Genomic DNA, 18916 nt, shown 5'->3' on the forward strand with positions numbered 1-18916 from the left:
CCGACCCGGTCGGGCCGGCCCGCCCTGGCCCGCCTGGCCCCCCTGGCCGGCCCGGCCGGACTGGCCGGCCCGACTGCCCTGGCTGCCCTGACCGCCCTGGCTGCCCTCAGGCGCTCCGGTCACGGCGTGGCCTCCGGGCGCAGCCAGAGCTCGGGCCCGGCGCCCGCGCGCGCGGTCCGCGCCCGCGCCGACTGCTCGGTGAGGAGGTCGCGGGCCACGTACCCGTCGAGGTGCGGCACCCTGGGGCTCACGGGGCCGGCCGTCGAGTGGACCGTGAACGTCGCGACACCCAGGCGTCGCTGGAGCGGACCCTGCTCGAGCCCGAGCGACTGCGTCCGCTCGTGCGGCACGATCGCGACGCGGCGGACGATGCGACCCGTGCGGATGACCAGCGCGCGATCCGTCACCACGAAGCCCGTCCGGCGCCAGGCGAGCGGGTCGAGCCAGCGCGCCCGGCGCGGCGGCGTCGTGAAGCCCTGGTCGGGGCCCGACCCGTCCATCGCCCCGGCGAGGAGCTCACGCGGGTCCGCGACGCCGAGATCGGGCAGCACGAGCCAGACGGCGAGCAGCGTGTCGTCGCGGTCCCCCACCGGCAGCAGCACGTTCTCGGCCGACTGGGCCTCGCTGCCTCCGCTGTAGCCGGCCACGTTCATCTCGACGCGCCACCACCCGGCCCTGCGCCAGAACGGCCCCTGCGTGAGCTGGAGCGCCTGGACTCGCCCGGGCGGGACGGTCTGCGACCGCTGCTCGAGGAGACCGTGGCGCAGCCCGATGCCGTCCGGCGAGATCGCGGCACGGAAGTTGAACTCGCGCGAGAAGCGCGTCCAGTAGAAGCTCGCGGCGCCGAGGATGCCGGGGATCAGCACGAGCACGGAGCCGATCTCGCGCGTCACGACCGTCACGACGACCACCAGGACGACGACGAACGCCAGCACGAACGAGGCGCTCGAGCGGAGCATCGCTGCGACGAGCCGGCTGGGCGGCACCTCGAGGACCTTCTGCTCGGGCGCCGCGGGCTGTGCGGGCTCACCCTCGGTGCGCCGGACACCGGCGGCACGGGCGAGCAGCTCGGCCCGGAGCGCGGCGGCGTCGTCCTCCTTGAGGAACGCGAGCGAGACGCCCGAGCCGCTCCCGCCCGCGACCTCGAGCTTGAGCTCGGCCAGACCGAGGATGCGTGCGAGCAGCGGCTGCACGACGTCGACCGCCTGGAGCCGGTCGAGCCGCGCCTTGCGCTGCTGCCGGAAGAGGATGCCCGAGTGGAGGTAGACGGACTCGTCGTCGACCGCGAACCGCGTCATCCGCCAGGCGATCGCCGAGTACACCAACCCGAGGACGACGACGGCCGCGATGACCCCCACCACGACGAGCCAGCCCCGGCCCTGGAGCAGGTCGCCTGCCTGGCGGAGGTTCTCGCCCGCCTGCTGGACGGCGATCACGGCGGCGACCGCGAGGATCTTCCAGGCCTTGACCGCGGGCGTGACCGGGTGCATCCGGTGCCAGCTCAGGCCCTCAGGCGCGGCCGCCTCGGCGCCGGTGGCGACGGCGTCGGAGGCCACGGCGTCGGAGGCCACGGCGTCGGAGGCCACGGCGTCGGGGTCGGCGTCGGAGCCGGCGCCGGGGGCGTGGCTCACAGCCCCGCCAGCCGGGCCTCACCGCGCGACGCGAGGCGGTCGCGCAGCCGCGTGGCCTCCTCGGGCGGCAGACCGTCGATGACGGCGTCCGTGCCGGGTGAGGCGGTGTGCAGCTGGACCGAGGCGATGCCCACCGCGCGCGCGAGGGGACCCGCCTGCACGTCGACGTACTGCATCCGCCCGTACGGGACGACGACCAGGCTCCGGAAGAGGATGCCCTTGCGGATCAGGAGGTCGTCGGCACGCTCGGCGTACCCGATCGCGCGGACCTGGCGCGGGATCAGCAGCCCGTCCCAGAGCATCAGCAGGCCGATCACGGCGGGGACGGCCCAGAGCCACGCGAGGCCGCTGAGGGCCGCGGCGACGACCCCGCCGGCCAGGGGAAGGCCGCCGACGACCGCCACCATGATGAAGCGGGCCCTGGCGAGCTTCGGGGAGACGGGGGTCCACTCGACGTCCGGCGGGTCGAACGGGCTGAGCCCGGCGTGCGAGGTCATGCGCACATCCTTCCATCGCCGCGGGTCGACCTCGACGAGCGCGGGGTCGGGCCGGCCGGGGCGGTGGACGCGGCTCGCGCCGACGGTGCCGTGGGCGGTGCTGTGGTCGTTGCTGTGGTCGGTCCTGTGGGCGGTGCTGTGGGCGGTGCTGTGGTCCGGGACGCCGTCACGCGGCGGCCGGGTCGGTGGACTCGTCACCGGTCGGCTCGGCGCCCTCGTCCGTGGGCGGCGGGACGCGGCAGAACCACTCGACGACCAGCCCGACCACGGCGAGGAGGACCGCGCCGGCGACCGCGATCGCCGCGGTGACGGCCCGCTCGCGCTGGGAGTCGAGGTCGAGGTCGCCGAGGACCAGGAGCACCTGGGCGGCGTACCAGCCCGTCAGCAGCGAGCCGGTGTAGCAGGACGCCTTCGCGAGAACGACGGTCCGGGCTGCCCGGATGGGGTCGAGGTCGGGCCGCTTGCCCCGCAGGAACTGGCGGACCGCCCACCCCATCCTGAACACGATCCCGGAGATGACGACGAGCACGACCACGACGAGCCACGGGACGGGCGGGAGGCCGATCCCCTCGCCCTCGAGCGCCTTGAGGACGATCCAGCCCCCGAGCGCCGTCGCGACGGCGACGAGCAGGAGCGTCTGCCAGCGCGTGCGCTGCATCAGGAGGGGTCCTGGCGGCCGGGAGCGGCCGGCGCCGCGGGAGCAGGCGCGGCGTGCGCCGTGGCCGCCGGTGCAGCGGCGCCGGGCCGCGCCGAGAGCCAGTCGAGAGCTAGCCAGCGGATGCCGTCCCGGTCGGGGGCCGTCGCCGCGAGCGCCGCGACCGGTCCGCCGCCGAGGCCGGGGAGCACGGCGTCCGGCGCGATCTGGACCCACGGCTGCAGCACGAACGCGCGCTGGTGCGCCCGGGGGTGCGGCAGCTCGAGGTCCTCCGTCACCGCGAGCACCGACCCGTACACGATGACGTCGATGTCGAGCGTCCGCGGGCCCCAGTGCTCGTGCCGCTCGCGCCCGTGCGCCGACTCGACCGCCTGCGTCGCGCGCAGGAGCCTGCGCGGCGAGAGGGTCGTGCGGCCGACCACGACGGCGTTGAGGAAGTCCGGCTGGGCGGGCCCGCCCACCGGTGCGGTCCGCGCGAGCGGCGAGACGGCGAGGATCTCGAGCCCCGGCACGGCGGCGAGCGCCGAGACGGCGTTCCTGAGGATGTCCTGCGGGGCACCGAGGTTGGAGCCCAGCGCGAGCACGACCTCGACGGCCTCGTCGGGCTCCTGGTCCAGGCGGTCGGGCTCGGGCGTACCGGCCGCCGCCGGCCCGGACGCGGACGCCACCGCGGCACGAACCGCCTCGACGCCGAAGGCGTCGACGTCCGGCTCGGGAGCGAGAGCCAGGACGGCCGTGGCGTCGGCCCCGGACGGTCGGGTCGCGGTCTCCGCACGTGGCGGGGTGACGGGCTCGGAGGACGCCGGGGCCGGGGGGTGCCGCAGGCTCGACACCCCAGGCTCGGTGCGAAGGCGCTGGGCTGCCCGCTCGGCCGACCACGGCTCGGCGGCCGGCAGCCGCTGGTGGTCCCGCCGGATGGCGACGACGACGTCCTCGAACGGGACGGTGATGGGTGCCTGCGGCTTGTGGACCACCACGTCGACGGCGGCGACCAGCGGGTGCGCGAGGGCTGTCGCGGCGATCCGCTCCGCCACGGTCTCGACGAGGTCGGCCGGTTCACCCGCCAGCACCGCGGCGACCTGCTCGGCGAGCACGCCGTAGTTGACCGTGCGCGCGAGGTCGTCGGTGGCGGCGGCCCGGCGCGTGTCCACATGCACCACCACGTCGGCCCGGAACAGCTGGCCCTCGCGTCGCTCGTGCTCGAAGACACCGTGGAACCCCGTCGCGGTGATCCCCGTCACGCGGATCTGGTCGTACGGGCGGCCGGACTCGTCCGACGCCGGCCCGACCCCGCTCGGCTGCATGCTCACGCGGTCATGTCCCTCTCGTCTCGCACGGATCGGGCGGCGGCCGCACGCGTCCACGCGGCGGCCACTCGCACGGCGTCGGCCGAGCCGCTGACCTCGTGCACCCGCACGCACCACGCGCCGGCGGCGGCCGCGAGGGCCGTCACTGCCGCCGTCGCTCGGTCGCGCTCGATCGGGGGCACCGGCTCGCCGTCCGCCCCTGCCAGCAGGTGGCCGAGGAAGCGCTTGCGTGACGCACCGACCAGCACCGGGCGCCCGAGGCCCACGAGGGAGTCCAGGTGCGCGAGGAGCGGCCAGTTGCTCGCACCCGACTTCGCGAACCCGAGGCCGGGGTCCAGCACGATCTGCTCCTCGCGCACCCCGGCGGAGACGAGGGACGCCATGCGCTCGGTGAGCTCACGACGCACGTCGGCCACGACGTCGTCGTAGTCGTCGCGCGAGTCCATGACGTCGGCGTGGCCGCGCCAGTGCATCGCGACGTAGACCGCACCCGTCTCGGCGGCCACCTGCGCCATCCCCGGGTCGGCGAGGCCGCCCGACACGTCGTTGATGAGGGCGGCCCCGCGCTCGACCGCCGCGCGGGCCACGACGGCGCGGGTCGTGTCGACGCTGACGACGGCACCCTCTGCGACCAGCCCCTCGACGACCGGGAGGACGCGCGCGACCTCCTCGTCGACCGGGACGCGCGCCGCGTGCGGACGGGTCGACTCCCCGCCGACGTCGACCAGGTCGGCGCCGTCGGCGAGCAGGTCCAAGCCGTGCCGCACCGCGGCGACCGGCTCGAACCAGCGGCCGCCGTCGGAGAACGAGTCGGGCGTCACGTTGACCACGCCCATGACCAGAGTCCGCCCGGGGCTCCGTAGCCGCTCCGGGAGACCGGCCGGCAGCGCGGGGTGGGGGTCGACGGTGACTGGCACGGCGTCAGCCTAGGCGTCCGGTCGAGGTCAGTGGCGCAGGATGAGGCTCATCGCCTCGGCCCGGGTGGCGACGTCGAGCATCTGCCCGCGGACCGCCGAGGTCACCGTGCGGGACCCCGGCTTGCGGACGCCGCGCATCGACATGCACAGGTGCTCGCACTCGATCACGACGATCGCGCCGGTCGGCCGGAGGTGCTCGACGAGCGCGTCGGCGATCTGCGACGTGAGCCGCTCCTGGACCTGCGGACGCCGGGCGTAGACGTCGACGAGCCGGGCGAGCTTGCTCAGACCGGTGATCCGCCCCTCGGCCGACGGGATGTACCCGACGTGCGCGACGCCGTGGAACGGCACGAGGTGGTGCTCGCACGTCGAGTACACCTCGATGTCCTTGACCAGGACCATCTCCTCGTGGCCGAGGTCGAAGGTCGTGGTGAGGACGTCCTCGGGGTGCTGGCGCAGACCCGCGAACGTCTCGGCGTAGGCGCGGGCCACGCGCGCCGGCGTCTCCTGGAGCCCCTCCCGCTCGGGGTCCTCGCCGACAGCGAGAAGGAGCTCGCGGACCGCCGCCTCGACGCGCGCGGCGTCGTACGGCCGCACCGTGCTCCCGGGCGGCGGCGTCACGTCGCGGGCCGGTGACGTCACCCCTCGGCCCGCGGTGCGGCGTCGGGGGTCTGGCCCGGCGGGACCTCGACGGCGACGGCGGCCGGGTGCTCGGGCTTCGCGGCCGCGGCCTCGTCCTGGGGGATCACCGGGTGGCCGTTGAGCTCGGCCGTCTCGGCGGGCGTCAGGACGGGCGGCCGGTGCGAGACGGCGCGCTCCTCCGACGACAACCACACGTCGCGCGGTTCCCGCTTGGTGATGGGCGCGAAGACCTCGGCGAGCTCGGCCTGGTTGAGCGTCTCGCGCTCGAGCAGCTCGAGCACCAGGTGGTCGAGCACGTCGCGGTACTCCACGAGGATCGACCACGCCTCGTCGTGCGCGGCCTCGATCAGGCGGCGGACCTCGACGTCGACCGTCGCGGCGACCGTCTCGGAGTACTCCCGCCCGTGACCCATGTCCCGGCCCATGAAGACCTCGCCCGAGTCCTGGCCGAGCTTGATCGCGCCGATCTTCTCGCTCATGCCGTACTGGGTGACCATCTTGCGGGCGATCGCCGTCGCCTTCTCGATGTCGTTCGACGCGCCGGTCGTCGGGTCGTGGAACACGAGCTCCTCGGCCACGCGGCCACCCATGGCGTACGCCAGCTGGTCGAGCAGCTCGTTGCGGGTCGTCGAGTACTTGTCCTCGAGCGGCATGACCATCGTGTAGCCGAGTGCGCGGCCGCGCGGCAGGATCGTCACCTTCGTGACCGGGTCGGTGTACCGGAGCGCGGCGGCGACGATGGCGTGCCCGCCCTCGTGGTAGGCCGTGATCTTCTGCTCCTTGACCTTCATGATGCGCGTGCGCTTCTGCGGACCCGCGACGACGCGGTCGATCGCCTCGTCGAGCTCGTGGTCACCGATCAGCTGGCCACCCGTGCGGGCGGTCAGGAGCGCTGCCTCGTTGAGGACGTTGGCGAGGTCGGCACCGGTGAAGCCGGGCGTGCGGCGCGCGACGGCCTCGAGGTCGACCACGGGCGCCATCGGCTTGCCCTGCGCGTGGACGGAGAGGATCTGGTGGCGGCCCTTGAGGTCCGGCGGGTCGACCGCGATCTGGCGGTCGAAGCGGCCCGGGCGCAGGAGCGCGGGGTCGAGGATGTCGGGCCGGTTGGTGGCTGCGATGAGGATGACGTTCGCGTTGACGTCGAAGCCGTCCATCTCGACGAGCATCTGGTTGAGCGTCTGCTCGCGCTCGTCGTGACCGCCGCCCATGCCGGCGCCGCGGTGGCGGCCGACGGCGTCGATCTCGTCGATGAAGATGATCGCGGGCGCGTTCTCCTTGGCCTGGGTGAACAGGTCGCGCACGCGCGAGGCACCGACGCCGACGAACATCTCGACGAAGTCGGAGCCGGAGATCGAGTAGAACGGCACGCCGGCCTCGCCGGCGACCGCGCGCGCCAGCAGCGTCTTGCCGGTACCGGGCTGGCCGTAGAGCAGCACGCCCTTGGGGATCTTGGCGCCGACGGCCTGGAACTTGGCCGGCTCGGCGAGGAACTCCTTGATCTCGACGAGCTCCTCGACCGCCTCGTCGACACCGGCGACGTCCGCGAACGTCACCTGCGGGGACTCCTTGCTCACGAGCTTCGCCTTGGACTTGCCGAAGCTCATGACGCGCGAGCCGCCGCCCTGCATGTTCGACATGAGGAACCAGAAGATGGCCAGGATGATGATGAACGGCAGGAGCAGGCCGAGCAGGCTGGCCCACCAGGACTGCCGCGGGACCTCGGAGTTGTAGCCGCCCTCGGGGTCGGCGTCGGCGATCGCCTCGACGACCGACTCGCCCTGCGGCACGACGTAGAAGAACTCGACGTTGCGGCCCTTGTTCTCGTCGCCGACGACGTAGTCCTCGGTGAGCGTCAGGGCGACGCGCTGCTCGCCGTCGACGATCTCCGCCTGCTCGACCGTGTCCCCCGCGAGCAGCTCGAGACCGGCCGAGGTGTCGATGCGCTGCACGGCAGGCGTCATCAGGGTCGACGCGCCGATCCACATGATCGCGACGGCGAGGGCGACCCAGAGGATGGGGCCGCGTGTCAGGCGCTTGAGTTTCATGGGCGACGGGGGCGGGGCCCCCTTCATCCCTCCAGATCCGAGGACGGGTTCGCCAGTGAAGTTACACGTTCAACCGTGCGATCCTGGCCTCTGTTCGCCCAGGGCAGGACGCCCGGCCGGGCTCAGTGGCTGTAGACGTGGGGGGCCAGCGTGCCGACGAAGGGCAGGTTCCGGTAGCGCTCGGCGTAGTCGAGGCCGTATCCCACGACGAACTCGTTGGGGATCTCGAAGCCGACGTACCGCACGTCGACCTCGACCTTCGCCGCGTCGGGCTTGCGGAGCATCGTCGCGATCTCGACGCTCGCGGGGCCGCGGCTGCGCAGGTTCGACAGCAGCCACGACAGGGTGAGGCCCGAGTCGATGATGTCCTCGACGATGAGGACGTGGCGACCGGTCAGGTCGGCGTCGAGGTCCTTGAGGATCCGCACGACGCCCGACGACTTGGTGCCCGAGCCGTACGACGAGACGGCCATCCAGTCCATCTCGACCGGACCGTGCAGGCGGCGGGCCAGGTCCGCCATCACCATAACGGCCCCCTTGAGCACCCCGACGAGGAGGACGTCCTTGGCCGCGTAGTCGGCGTCGATCTGCGCAGCCAGCTCGTCGAGCCGTGAGCTCAACTGCTCCTCCGAGAGCAGGATCCGCTCCAGGTCGTCGCCCATGTCGGCAGCGTCCACCGTCGTTCTCCTCAGTCGTGGGGGGGTCGAAACGTCAGCCTGCCATACGCGCGCGCGCCCCGGACCCGGCCCGGGAGGTCGACCGGTCCCTGCCCGTGCCAGTCCGTCAGCAGCGCGTCGAGCGCGAGCACGTGGACCCGGTGCAGCGCCCCCGCCGGGCAGCCGGCCTCGGTCGCCGCCGCGCGCAGGGCCCGTCGGCGCACCGCGTCGAGAGCCTCCGTGAGGACGTCGACGCGGAGCCCGACCTCCCGTGCCGGCTCGCCGTCGCGGCCGGCACGGGCGGCGTCGTCGGAGGCGTCGTGGCCGCCGCGGCGCGCGGCGGCGAGCAGGTCGGCCGCGAGCCCGTCGAGGGCGTCGGCGTCCTCTCGGAGCTGGTCCGCGGTGCGGGCCAGGGCCTGCGCGACGCCCGGGCCGAGCACCTCCTCGAGCACGGGCAGCGCGCGCGCACGGACCACGCTGCGCACAGGCGCGGGAACGGCTGGACGGGGGCTGTCGGTGGCGGGTGCCAGGGTCTGGGCATGCCAGTTCGGGACGTGCGAGTCCGTGGGGTCGTGCCAGTTCGTCGGGTCGTGCCAGGGCGCGAGTCCGAGCGCCGCGCACGCCGCCTCCGTGTCCGCGCGGCGCAGCCCCAGCAGCGGGCGTCGCAGCAGCCCGCGACGGACCGGCATCCCGGCGAGCGACCGCGCACCGGAACCCCGCGCGAGCCCGAGCAGCACCGTCTCCGCCTGGTCGTCGAGCGTGTGCCCGAGCAGCACGGCGGCCGCACCGAGCCGACGCGCTGCGTCGTCGAGCGCCTCGTACCGGGCCGACCGGGCCGCACCCTCGGGCCCGCCACGCTCCCCGACCTGTACCCGCACGACATGCACCGGGTCCAGGCCGAGCTCCCGGCACGCGGCCCGGGCGTCGTCGGCCACCTCGGCGCTGCCCGGCTGGAGCCCGTGGTCGACGACGACCGCCCCCGCCCGCAGTCCCGCGCGCGGGGCGACGAACGCCGTCGCCGCCGCGAGCGCGAGCGAGTCGGGCCCGCCCGAGCACGCGACCAGCACGAGGTCGCTCGGCTCGAGATCCGCGAGCCCACGACGCACGGCGAGCCGCACCGCCGCCACGGCCGGGGCGGGGCCGCTCACGCGTCGTCAGCCATGGACGCGGCGCACCCAGGCACGCGGGTCCGCGATCTCCCGGGCGCTGGGCAGGTGCGCCGGCTGCGCCCACACGGCGTTGAACCCCTCCTGCCCGATGTCGCGGGTCACCGCCCGCACGAACGCGGCACCCTCGCGGTACTGCGCGAGCTTGAGGTCGAGGCCGAGCACCTGACGCAGCAGGCGGTTCACCGGACCCTGCCGGCCCGCGCGGCTGCGCCGCTCCTCGAACCGCGCGCGGATACGGCGGACCGTGGGGACGACCGAGCGACCGACCGCGTCCATCGACACGTCGGCGTGCCCCTCGAGGAGCGCCATGACGGCCCCGACCTCCTCGAAGACGCGTCGCTCGTCGGCGGTGAGCATGGCCGCCACGCCCGGTGCGTCGTCGTCGCCCCGCAGCGTGCGTGCCGCCCCGGTGACGAGCGCACGCAGGCGTTCGCGCTCATGAACCTCGTCGTCGCGGGTGAGGTCGCCCAGCAGAACCCCGGCGCGCGCCCGGAGGTGGTCGGCGAGCCACGGCGCGGCGGCGAACTGCAGGGCGTGGGTCTGCTCGTGCAGCGCGACCCACAGCCGGAAGTCGGCGGGCGCGACCCCCAGCTCGCGCTCGACCTGCAGGACGTTCGGAGCAACGAGCAGCAGCCGCCCGCGCAGCGCACCGCCCGGCACGGCCCTCGGCGTGAACGGGTCGAACTGGCCGAGCACCTTCGCCGAGAGGAGCGCGAGCACGCCGCCCGCCTGCGCGCTCCCCGCGAACCGCGTGGCCCGCGACGGTCCCTTCTCGCCGGGTTCCGGCGAGAGGTCGGCAGTCATCGACGCGAGCAGCTCGGTGTTGGCGCGCGCCCACCGCGACCGGTCGACGACCAGCACGCGCGAGAGGGGGACGTGGTCCGGGTGCGCTCCGTCCGCGGGCGTCATGCCCGTGATGCGCACGACGTGGCCGGCGGCGGTCGTGGCCGCCGCGCGGAGGTCGCCGACAAGCGTCGTCAGCTCCGCCCGCTCGGCGCTCGGGCCGGGGCGGACGAGGCTGTGAGCGAACCGCGCGGCCGTGGGCCAGTCGACCGGGACCGCCGAGGCGTGGGCGTTCATCGAGCCAGTATCCGGCAGCGTGGGCGCGTCCTGGTCGCGGCGCCCGGCACTCAGCTGCAGCCGCACCCGGCGAGCTCGGCCACGAACCCGTCGATCGCCTCGCGCGGAGCCCACTGGCCGCCGGGCGGGGTCTGGTCGGCGATGACCACGAAGAGCAGCTGGCGGCCGTTCGCGTCCACGACCGTCCCCGCGAGCGACGTGACGTTGGGCAGGCTCCCGGTCTTGGCGCGCACCAGGCCGCGCGCCGAGCTGGCGGTGAACCGGTCGTCGAGCGTCCCGGTCAGGCCGGCGATCGGCATGCCGACCGCAACCTGGCGCAGCTCGGGGCGGGTCGGGTCCGTGATGAGCTCGAGGAGCCCGAGAAGGGTCTGCGCCGAGAGGCCCGAGCCGGCCGCGAGCCCGCTGCCGTCGACGAGCCGGGCACCGGTCGTGTCGACATCGAGTCGCCCTACCTGGGTCAGGACGGCCTGGGCGGCGCCGTCGAAGCTCGCCGGCAGGCCGGCCTCGATGGCGACCAGCCGGGCCACCACCTCGGCGATGACGTTGTCGGACGTGTCGAGGAAGTACTCGACGATCTCCCCCATCGGAGCGGAGTCGACGGACGCGAGCTCGAGCCCGCCCGAGGGGGCCGCACCGCGCGCCGGCGTCCCCGTCACCGTGATGCCGGCCGCGATGAGGCGGGCCGCGAACTCACGGGCGGCCGAGAGCGCCGGGTCGGTCTGGCGCGGCGGGTACGGGACGTCGGTGCGTAGCGCGGCGATGTCGACCGCGATCGCCGTGATCGGTGCGGTGAACCCGTTCGCGAGGTGTCCCGGCTCCCAGCCCGGGCTCAGGGCCGGCCCGGTGAACAGCGTGTCGTCGACCCGGACGCTCACGGTCGTGGTCCCCGCGAGCGTCAGCTCGTGCGCGGTGCGTTGCGCGAGGTCGGCCAGGCCGGCGTGGCCGTTGACCAGGCCCGGGTCGCCGTCTCCTGCCGCGAGCATCATGTCGCCGCCGCCCACGAGCACGACGCCGTCCTCGCCGTCGCGCACGACGCGCGTCTTGAGCGTGCGCTCAGGGCCGATCGTGCTGAGCGCTGCCACCGCCGTGGCGAGCTTCGCGGTCGAGGCGGGGACGCGTGGCGTCGCCGGTTCGTACTGCGCCAGGACCGTCCCGGTGAGCTGGTCGGCCACGATCGCGCCCACGGACGGGCCGAGCCTCTCGTCGGCCACCAGGCCGGCGAGGAGGGCCGCGACCTGGTCCGGGGCGGGAACCGGGGCGTCGCCGGGCAGGGCCGGGAGGACGGCGGCGAGGTCAGGGGCGGGAACCGCGCCGGGGGCCGTCGGGAACGGGGCGGGCGGGTCCGGCACGGGCGCGAGGGTGACGACGCCGGGCACCACGTCATAGGCGTCCGCCGCTGCGTAGCCCCCGGCGCCGAGCAGGACGACGAGCAGGCTCGCGCCGGCGACCCGCCCTGCCCTGCCCATGCCTGCTCCTCACGTGCTGGCCGCCCGGCTCGCAGGGGGCGGTGCATCGTGCGCCACCCCGCCGGTCGCGGTGCCGGCTCGCGCCGCCTCGGCTCCGTACGGACGACCGCCGGACGGGTCGACGTCCGTCGGTGCGTCACACTAGTGGCCTGGAACGGCAGCAGACGGCCCGGCATCGCCGGACGGCTGCGGCCACCGTCACCATTTCGTCGTCGTCGTCGGCCCGCGCCCGCGGAGGCCGACGACGCGCCAGGCAAGGGAGCACCGTGGAGTTCGACGTCACGATCGAGATCCCGAAGGGTCAGCGGAACAAGTACGAGATGGACCATGCGACCGGGCGGATCCGCCTCGACCGCATGCTCTTCACCTCGACCCGCTACCCGGACGACTACGGCTTCATCGACGGCACGCTCGGGGAGGACGGGGACCCGCTGGACGCGCTCGTGCTGCTCGAGGAGCCGACGTTCCCCGGCTGCCTCATCCGGTGCCGCGCCCTCGGTATGTTCCGCATGCGCGACGAGGCGGGCGGCGACGACAAGGTGCTGTGCGTGCCGTCGGGCGACCAGCGGGCGAGCTGGCGCCAGGACATCGACGACGTGTCGGACTTCCACCGCCTCGAGATCCAGCACTTCTTCGAGGTCTACAAGGACCTCGAGCCGGGCAAGTCGGTCGAGGGCGCGCACTGGGTCGGTCGCGTCGAGGCCGAGGCGGAGATCCAGCGCTCCCGCCAGCGGGCCGTCGACACCGGCTACTACGCCGACGGCGCCCACTGACCCCTCCCCTCCCCCCCTTCCCCCTCCCCCTCCCCCTCCCCCCTCCCCCTTCCCCCCGCAACGTCCGCACTCCGTGGTGCCCCGACCCCACGGAGTGCGGACGTTGCGCATTGCCGAGGGGGAAGGCGGGTGTCCACAGGCTCGGGGCGTGGCGCTCCGTGCACCGGGGAGGGCGAACGTCCGCGAGCTCGCCTCTGGCACGACGCAGGATCTGTCGCCGTGTCCCGCGATCCTCGGTTCCGTGCGGCCCGCCGCCTGCGTGTCGTGCACGCTGCGCGATTCCAGGCGGGGATCCTGTCGCGCTCTCAGGTGCGTTCGCTCGGCCTCACGGCGGATGAGGTCCAGGCCGAGGTCGAGGCAGGTCGCTGGCAGCCTCGGGGCGCGAGCTGCCTGCTCGTCTCTCCGGACGACGGCGTCGGCAGATCCGACTGGTGGCTCGCTGTTCTCGAGGCCGCACCGAGGAGCGCCGTCGAAGGCGCTCCACGTGCCGCACTGGGCGGCGTCACCGCACTCGTCGCGGCGGGGTTGGAAGGGGTCCACGGCGACCGGCTGATCCACGTGGTGGCGCCCAAGTCGTCGCACCCGGTTCCGGCCGCGCCTGGTGTCAGGATCCACGAGACCCGCCGGTGGACCGACGACGACGTGATCCGGGTCGGCGGCATCCCCTGCGTCCGCCCGGCGGTCGCATGCGTCCAGGCCGCGATCTGGGCCCGCACCGACCGGGAAGCGGCACTGATGCTGTGCTCCCCGATCCAGCAACGGGTCACCGCGGCGCACGAGGTGGCGGAGGTGCTCCGACGCATCCGACGCGATCGGCGCCGCACGTTCATGGTGTCCGTCGTCGCGGAGATCGGCGGCGGCGCCCAGTCGCTCAACGAGCTGGACTTCGCCGTGCTCTGCCGCCGCCGAGGCCTGCCGGAGCCGGACCGTCAGGTGCTCGTCACCGGCCCGAACGGACGGGCGTACCTGGACGTCCGCTGGGCGCGGTGGAAGGTGGTCGTGGAGGTCGACGGCGTCGGGCACCTGCGGGTGGACCGGTGGATCGACGACAGCCTCCGGCACAACGAGATCGCCCTGCGTGGCGGCACCGTCCTCCGCGTCCCGAGCCTCGGCCTGCGGCTCGACGAGGACGTGCACATGGCGGTCGTGGAGCGAGCCCTCGTCGCTGCAGGCTGGCGCCGCGGCACGTAACCGCTCCACGAACCACGGCGCCGCCCACGACGTCCGCACTCCGTGGGCCCAGGGCACCACGGAGTGCGGACGTTGCGGGGAAAGCGGAGCGGCTCTCACCCGCGCGAACGGGCGGCGAGCCGCCCTCCGGGCACCTGGGGCGACCAGCAGGTGAGACGCGTGTTTCACATAGAGGACACGCCTCCTACCCTCGAGCCATGTCCCGCCGTCGAATGTGTCGCTGACCTCGCACGCTCGGCTGCGCCGCGCGCCCGGAGGACCCGCCGCACCGCGACGACCATCCCGGCACCCCGGCACACCCTCGTGCGACCCACCCACCCTCGCGGGCGCCGGCGGTCAGCATGCTGGCGCTCCCCCGCAGCCAGCCAAGGAGCCCACCCCATGAATGACGCCTGGTCCTTCGAGACCCGCCAGATCCACGCCGGCCAGACGCCGGACGCCGCCACCGGCGCCCGCGCGCTGCCGATCTACCAGACCACCTCGTTCGTGTTCCCCGACGCCGGGGTCGCCGCCGACCGGTTCGCCCTCAAGGACCTCGGCCCGATCTACACCCGGATCGGCAACCCGACCACCGACGTCGTCGAGCAGCGCCTCGCCTCGCTCGAGGGCGGCGTCGGCGCCCTGCTCCTGTCGTCCGGCCAGGCCGCGACGACCTTCGCGATCCTCAACGTCGCCGAGGCGGGCGACCACGTCGTCGCGAGCCCGAGCCTCTACGGCGGCACGTACAACCTGCTGCACCACACGCTCGCGAAGCTCGGCATCGAGACGACGTTCGTCACCGACCCGCACGACCCGCAGGCATGGCGCGACGCCGCCCGCCCCACCACCAAGCTGTTCTTCGGCGAGACGATCCCCAACCCGCGCTCCGACATCCTCGACATCGAGGCGGTCGCGGCCGTCGCGCACGAGGTCGGCGTCCCGCTGATCGTCGACAACACGGTCGCCACGCCGTACCTCATCCGTCCGATCGAGTTCGGCGCCGACGTCGTCGTGCACTCCGCCACCAAGTACCTGGGCGGCCACGGCTCCGCGATCGGCGGCGTGATCGTCGACGCGGGCACGTTCGACTTCGCGAAGCACCCCGAGCGCTTCGCGAGCTTCACCACCCCGGACCCGAGCTACCACGGGCTCGTCTACGCGCGCGACCTCGGCGTCGGCAGCGCGTTCGGCGCCAACCTCTCCTACATCCTCAAGGCCCGGGTGCAGCTGCTGCGCGACCTCGGATCGTCGATCTCGCCGTTCAACGCGTTCCTCATCGCGCAGGGCATCGAGACCCTGTCCCTGCGGGTCGAGCGGCACGTCGCCAACGCGCAGAGGGTCGCGGAGTGGCTCGAGGCGCGGGACGACGTGCGCGGTGTGCACTACGCCGGCCTGCCGTCCAGCCCGTGGTACGACCGCGCGCAGAAGTACGCGCCCCGCGGCGCGGGCGCTGTGCTCGCGTTCGAGCTCGACGGCGGCACCGAGGCCGGGCAGGCCTTCGTCTCGGCGCTCGAGCTGCACTCGAACGTCGCGAACATCGGCGACGTCCGCTCGCTCGTGATCCACCCGGCCTCGACGACCCACAGCCAGCTCACCGTCGAGGAGCAGGCGCTCTCGGGCGTCACGCCGGGGCTCGTGCGGCTCGCGGTCGGCATCGAGCACATCGACGACATCCTCGCCGACCTCGACGCGGGCTTCCGCGCGGCCAAGGGCGTCTGAGGCATGACGCAGGGACCGCCCGCCGTGCAGGGAGCACACGACAGCCACGACGCGCGTGCTCTCGTGCGCGAGACCCCTGTCGTGGACGTCCCGCGCGCGGCGGCGGTCCCGCCCGTAGATTCGAGGCCCATGCCCCGCAAGCGCGAGAACCGGTACCGGTCCGCGACGGCCGAACCGCCGCCCGCCGGCGCGCCGACGCGTCCCCACGCACCCGAGCGCCCCATCCCCGCGAGCGCGGCCTGGCGCGAGGGGGACGACCCCGGACGACGCCGGCTCGCCGACGTCGGGCCCCTGGAGCTCGAGGCGGGCGGGCGGCTCCCCGCCGTCCGGCTCGCGTACGAGACGTGGGGCACCCTCTCCCCGAGCGGCGAAAACGCGGTCCTCGTCCTGCACGCCCTGACCGGCGACTCGCACGTCACGGGGCCCGCCGGCGCCGGCCACCCGACGGCCGGGTGGTGGCAGTCCATGGTGGGCCCCGGGGCGCCGATCGACACGGACCGCTGGTTCGTCGTCGCGCCCAACGCGCTCGGCGGCTGCCAGGGCAGCACGGGCCCGTCGTCCGCCGCCCCCGACGGCCGCCCCTGGGGCGGGCGGTTCCCGCAGGTCACGATCCGCGACCAGGTCGCCGCCGAGCTGCGGCTCGCGGACCGGCTGGGCATCGACTCGTGGGCGCTGGTCGTCGGCGCGTCCCTCGGTGGCCTGCGCGCGCTCGAGTGGGCCGCCTCGGCGCCCGACCGCGTGCGCAACCTCGCCGCCATCGCCGCCTCCGCGCAGACCTCGGGCGACCAGATCGCCAGCTTCCACACCCAGCTCCGTGCGCTCCACGCTGACCCGCGGTTCGCCGACGGCGACTACTACGACGCGCCCGACGGCGAGGGGCCGCACGTCGGGCTCGGCGTCGCCCGGCAGATCGCCCACGCGTCGTACCGCAGCGCGCGCGAGCTCGACGAGCGGTTCGGGCGCATCCCGCAGGGCGCCGAGGACCCGCTCGGCGGCGGCCGGTTCGCGGTCCAGTCCTACCTCGACCACCACGGCGAGAAGCTCGCGCGCCGCTTCGACGCGAACACCTACGAGGTGCTCACCCGCACGATGATCACGCACGACCTCGGGCGGGACCGCGGCGGGGTCGAGGCCGCGCTCGCGTCCATCACCGCGCGCACGCTCGTCGTCGCGGTCGACTCGGACCGGCTGTTCCCGCCGGCCCAGTCGGAGCGGCTCGCCGCGGGGATCCCGGGCGCAGGCCCGGTCGAGATGATCCGCTCCGACTTCGGCCACGACGGCTTCCTCATCGAGGAGGACCAGATCGGCGCCATCGTCCGCAGGTTCCTCGCCGACGCCTGACGCCCTCGCGTCGCCTCACCACGGCCGGCTGACGCCTCGCGCGCACCGCACGGCCGGCCGTCACCTCCCGGGTGCGCGAGGCGGCGCCGGGAGGAAGATGGCGCCATGACCTCCCAGCGTGCCTCCATCGACCTCGCCACCTCGTCGGCACTGCTCGACACGCAGTGGCGGGTGCTCCGGACCTGGCTGCGGGACACCCTCGACGACGACGACGTGCTGGCCGCCCCGAGCGTGCTCCCCCAGTTCACCGTCGGTGAGCTCCTCGCCCACGTCCGCCGCGCCATGGACGCGCTCGCCGCGTGCGAGCCGGCGGTGCCAGGCCTGCTCCCCGTGACGCTCGGCGAGTACCTCGGCGGCTACGCCGAGGCCCCCCGCCACGACGCACCTGCCGACAGCACGTCTGCCGTCGAGACGCCTGCCTCCGGGCCCGTGGGTGCCGGGGAGCCCGCAGCGCCCGGAGCCGGACCCGACCCGCTCCGGACCCTCGAGCGCTCGACCGACGCCGCGTTCGCCACGCTCGGGCGGCTCGGGTCGGACGACCGCGTGATCCAGACCCACCGCGCACCGCTCCTGCTCTCGGACCTGGTCCTCACCCGCCTGCTCGAGCTCGTCGTGCACGCGGACGACCTCGAGCGTTCGGTGCGCCGGGCGGGCGAGAGCCCCGTCGAGCGAGAGTCGCTGGAGCTGGTCGCGCAGGCGCTGCTCGGCATCGTGGTGGCACGTGGCGGGTGGAGCCTCGAGCTGGTCGATCCCCTGCTCTGGATGCGGCTCGCGACCGGGCGGGTGCCGTACCACGTCGACCGCCTGGCCGAGGCGCTCCGCGCCCGCTTCACCTCCGACTCGGTGCCGGACCTCGGGCGGATGCTCCCGCTCGTCTAGGTTGGGCCCATGCTCGCCGCCTACGCCGCCCGCCTCTCCCCGCAGGACCCGTTGAGCGCGCTCGAGGTCGGTGAGCAGCCCGAACCCGCGGCGCGCGAGCACTGGAGCACGGTCGACGTCCGTGCTGCGAGCCTCAACCACCACGACCTGTGGTCGCTGCGCGGGGTGGGCCTGCGCGCCGAGCAGCTGCCCATGATCCTCGGCACGGACGCCGCCGGCGTCACCGCGGACGGGCGCGAGGTCGTGCTGCACGGCGTGATCGGCGCGACGGGCCACGGCGTCGGGCCGGGCGAGCGGCGCAGCCTGCCGTCCGAGCACTACCCCGGGACGCTCGCCGAGCGCGTCGCGGTCCCCACGTGGAACCTCGTGCCCAAGCCGGCCGAGCTCAGCTTCGCCGAGGCGGCCTGCGTGCCCACGGCCTGGCTGACCGCCTACACCATGCTCTTCACGGCCGGCCGCGCGGCGCCCGGGACGCGCGTGCTCGTCCAGGGCGCGGGTGGCGGGGTCTCGACCGCGGCCGTGCTGCTCGGCGCCGCAGCGGGGCTCGAGGTGTTCGTGACGAGCCGCGACGAGGCCAAGCGGTCGCGCGCGCTCGAGCTCGGGGCCGCGTCCGCCGTCGAGCCCGGTGGCCGGCTTCCCGCCAAGGTCGACGTCGTGCTCGAGACCGTGGGTGCGGCCACGTGGGGCCACTCCGTACGGTCGCTGCGCCCGGGCGGCACGCTCGTCGTGGCCGGTGCGACCTCGGGCGACGCGTCGCCCGCCGAGCTCCAGCGCATCTTCTTCCTCGAGCTCACCGTCGCGGGGGTCACCATGGGCTCCAAGGAGGACCTCGGCGCGCTGCTCAACCTGCTGGTGCGCACGGGCATCCGCCCGATCGTCGACACCGAGCTGCCCCTCGCGCGCGCCGCGGAGGGCTTCGCGCGGCTCGAGGCGGGCGCGCAGTTCGGCAAGATCGTCCTCACCGCCTGA

General features: G+C 74.5%; 17 protein-coding genes. 6 read left to right on the top strand and 11 right to left on the bottom strand.

Features of this window, described 5'->3' with window-relative positions; all coding sequences use genetic code 11:
- Nucleotides 1–119 precede the first annotated feature (119 nt).
- The 11 genes from HIR71_RS09010 to dacB form a co-directional block, all read right to left on the bottom strand.
- Entirely contained in the window at nucleotides 120–1631 is a 1512-nt protein-coding gene (locus tag HIR71_RS09010; RefSeq protein WP_311836195.1) for a PH domain-containing protein, read from the bottom strand.
- Nucleotides 1628–2128 carry a PH domain-containing protein gene (locus HIR71_RS09015; protein WP_169324726.1) on the bottom strand — a complete coding sequence of 167 codons (501 nt, stop codon included), beginning with the start codon at nucleotides 2126–2128 and terminating at the stop codon, nucleotides 1628–1630. Before HIR71_RS09015 ends, HIR71_RS09010 begins: the two co-directional genes overlap by 4 nt.
- 166 nt (nucleotides 2129–2294) lie before the next feature.
- Nucleotides 2295–2786 (bottom strand): DUF3180 domain-containing protein, encoded by a 492-nt coding sequence (locus tag HIR71_RS09020; protein ID WP_169324727.1) that lies wholly within the window; start codon nucleotides 2784–2786, stop codon nucleotides 2295–2297.
- Nucleotides 2786–4087, bottom strand: coding sequence for a 2-amino-4-hydroxy-6-hydroxymethyldihydropteridine diphosphokinase (folK, locus tag HIR71_RS09025; protein ID WP_169324770.1), 1302 nt, complete (start codon nucleotides 4085–4087; stop codon nucleotides 2786–2788). The genes HIR71_RS09020 and folK overlap by 1 nt, the downstream gene beginning before the upstream one ends.
- A 2-nt stretch (nucleotides 4088–4089) precedes the next feature.
- The gene (gene folP / locus HIR71_RS09030) at nucleotides 4090–5007 is read right to left on the bottom strand and encodes a dihydropteroate synthase (RefSeq protein ID WP_396031285.1); all 918 of its coding nucleotides are present in this window, start codon (nucleotides 5005–5007) and stop codon (nucleotides 4090–4092) included.
- A gap of 27 nt (nucleotides 5008–5034) precedes the next feature.
- A complete protein-coding gene (folE, locus tag HIR71_RS09035; protein WP_396031287.1) occupies nucleotides 5035–5649 on the bottom strand; it encodes a GTP cyclohydrolase I FolE in 615 nt (204 codons plus the stop codon).
- Complete coding sequence (ftsH, locus tag HIR71_RS09040) at nucleotides 5646–7694, bottom strand: ATP-dependent zinc metalloprotease FtsH (protein ID WP_169324728.1); 2049 nt, start codon at nucleotides 7692–7694, stop codon at nucleotides 5646–5648. Before ftsH ends, folE begins: the two co-directional genes overlap by 4 nt.
- 122 nt (nucleotides 7695–7816) lie before the next feature.
- Nucleotides 7817–8371 carry a hypoxanthine phosphoribosyltransferase gene (hpt, locus tag HIR71_RS09045; protein ID WP_169324729.1) on the bottom strand — a complete coding sequence of 185 codons (555 nt, stop codon included), beginning with the start codon at nucleotides 8369–8371 and terminating at the stop codon, nucleotides 7817–7819.
- A gap of 11 nt (nucleotides 8372–8382) precedes the next feature.
- The gene (tilS, locus tag HIR71_RS09050; protein ID WP_169324730.1) at nucleotides 8383–9498 is read right to left on the bottom strand and encodes a tRNA lysidine(34) synthetase TilS; all 1116 of its coding nucleotides are present in this window, start codon (nucleotides 9496–9498) and stop codon (nucleotides 8383–8385) included.
- 6 nt (nucleotides 9499–9504) lie between these two features.
- Entirely contained in the window at nucleotides 9505–10599 is a 1095-nt protein-coding gene (locus tag HIR71_RS09055) for a zinc-dependent metalloprotease (protein WP_169324731.1), read from the bottom strand.
- 50 nt (nucleotides 10600–10649) lie between these two features.
- Nucleotides 10650–12065, bottom strand: coding sequence for a D-alanyl-D-alanine carboxypeptidase/D-alanyl-D-alanine endopeptidase (gene dacB, locus HIR71_RS09060; RefSeq protein ID WP_169324732.1), 1416 nt, complete (start codon nucleotides 12063–12065; stop codon nucleotides 10650–10652).
- A 266-nt stretch (nucleotides 12066–12331) separates the two neighbouring features.
- Between dacB and HIR71_RS09065 the strand changes: the two genes are divergently transcribed.
- From HIR71_RS09065 to HIR71_RS09090, 6 genes are all read left to right on the top strand, one after another.
- Nucleotides 12332–12838: an inorganic diphosphatase gene (locus HIR71_RS09065; protein ID WP_169324733.1), complete on the top strand. Its 507-nt coding sequence runs from the start codon at nucleotides 12332–12334 to the stop codon at nucleotides 12836–12838.
- Nucleotides 12839–13057: 219 nt separating this feature from the next.
- Nucleotides 13058–14029, top strand: a complete 972-nt coding sequence (locus tag HIR71_RS09070; protein ID WP_169324734.1) for a hypothetical protein — start codon at nucleotides 13058–13060, stop codon at nucleotides 14027–14029.
- A gap of 381 nt (nucleotides 14030–14410) precedes the next feature.
- Nucleotides 14411–15727: a bifunctional o-acetylhomoserine/o-acetylserine sulfhydrylase gene (locus tag HIR71_RS09075; RefSeq protein WP_169324735.1), complete on the top strand. Its 1317-nt coding sequence runs from the start codon at nucleotides 14411–14413 to the stop codon at nucleotides 15725–15727.
- 129 nt (nucleotides 15728–15856) lie between these two features.
- Nucleotides 15857–17068: a homoserine O-acetyltransferase MetX gene (gene metX, locus HIR71_RS09080; RefSeq protein WP_169324736.1), complete on the top strand. Its 1212-nt coding sequence runs from the start codon at nucleotides 15857–15859 to the stop codon at nucleotides 17066–17068.
- Between the two features lie 105 nt (nucleotides 17069–17173).
- The gene (locus HIR71_RS09085; protein ID WP_169324737.1) at nucleotides 17174–17947 is read left to right on the top strand and encodes a maleylpyruvate isomerase N-terminal domain-containing protein; all 774 of its coding nucleotides are present in this window, start codon (nucleotides 17174–17176) and stop codon (nucleotides 17945–17947) included.
- A 9-nt stretch (nucleotides 17948–17956) separates the two neighbouring features.
- A complete protein-coding gene (locus tag HIR71_RS09090) occupies nucleotides 17957–18916 on the top strand; it encodes a zinc-binding dehydrogenase (RefSeq protein ID WP_169324738.1) in 960 nt (319 codons plus the stop codon).

The organism is Cellulomonas fimi, from assembly GCF_012952065.1.
GTDB classification, from domain to species: domain Bacteria; phylum Actinomycetota; class Actinomycetes; order Actinomycetales; family Cellulomonadaceae; genus Pengzhenrongella; species Pengzhenrongella fimi_A.

Coding starts and splice junctions, on each gene's coding strand:
- HIR71_RS09055 (WP_169324731.1), bottom strand. CDS start 10,599: ATGAACGCCCACGCCTCGGCGGTCCCGGTCGACTGGCCCACGGCCGCG.
- HIR71_RS09085 (WP_169324737.1), top strand. CDS start 17,174: ATGACCTCCCAGCGTGCCTCCATCGACCTCGCCACCTCGTCGGCACTG.
- metX (WP_169324736.1), top strand. CDS start 15,857: ATGCCCCGCAAGCGCGAGAACCGGTACCGGTCCGCGACGGCCGAACCG.
- HIR71_RS09020 (WP_169324727.1), bottom strand. CDS start 2,786: ATGCAGCGCACGCGCTGGCAGACGCTCCTGCTCGTCGCCGTCGCGACG.
- HIR71_RS09015 (WP_169324726.1), bottom strand. CDS start 2,128: ATGACCTCGCACGCCGGGCTCAGCCCGTTCGACCCGCCGGACGTCGAG.
- ftsH (WP_169324728.1), bottom strand. CDS start 7,694: ATGAAACTCAAGCGCCTGACACGCGGCCCCATCCTCTGGGTCGCCCTC.
- HIR71_RS09075 (WP_169324735.1), top strand. CDS start 14,411: ATGAATGACGCCTGGTCCTTCGAGACCCGCCAGATCCACGCCGGCCAG.
- folK (WP_169324770.1), bottom strand. CDS start 4,087: ATGCAGCCGAGCGGGGTCGGGCCGGCGTCGGACGAGTCCGGCCGCCCG.
- HIR71_RS09090 (WP_169324738.1), top strand. CDS start 17,957: ATGCTCGCCGCCTACGCCGCCCGCCTCTCCCCGCAGGACCCGTTGAGC.
- dacB (WP_169324732.1), bottom strand. CDS start 12,065: ATGGGCAGGGCAGGGCGGGTCGCCGGCGCGAGCCTGCTCGTCGTCCTG.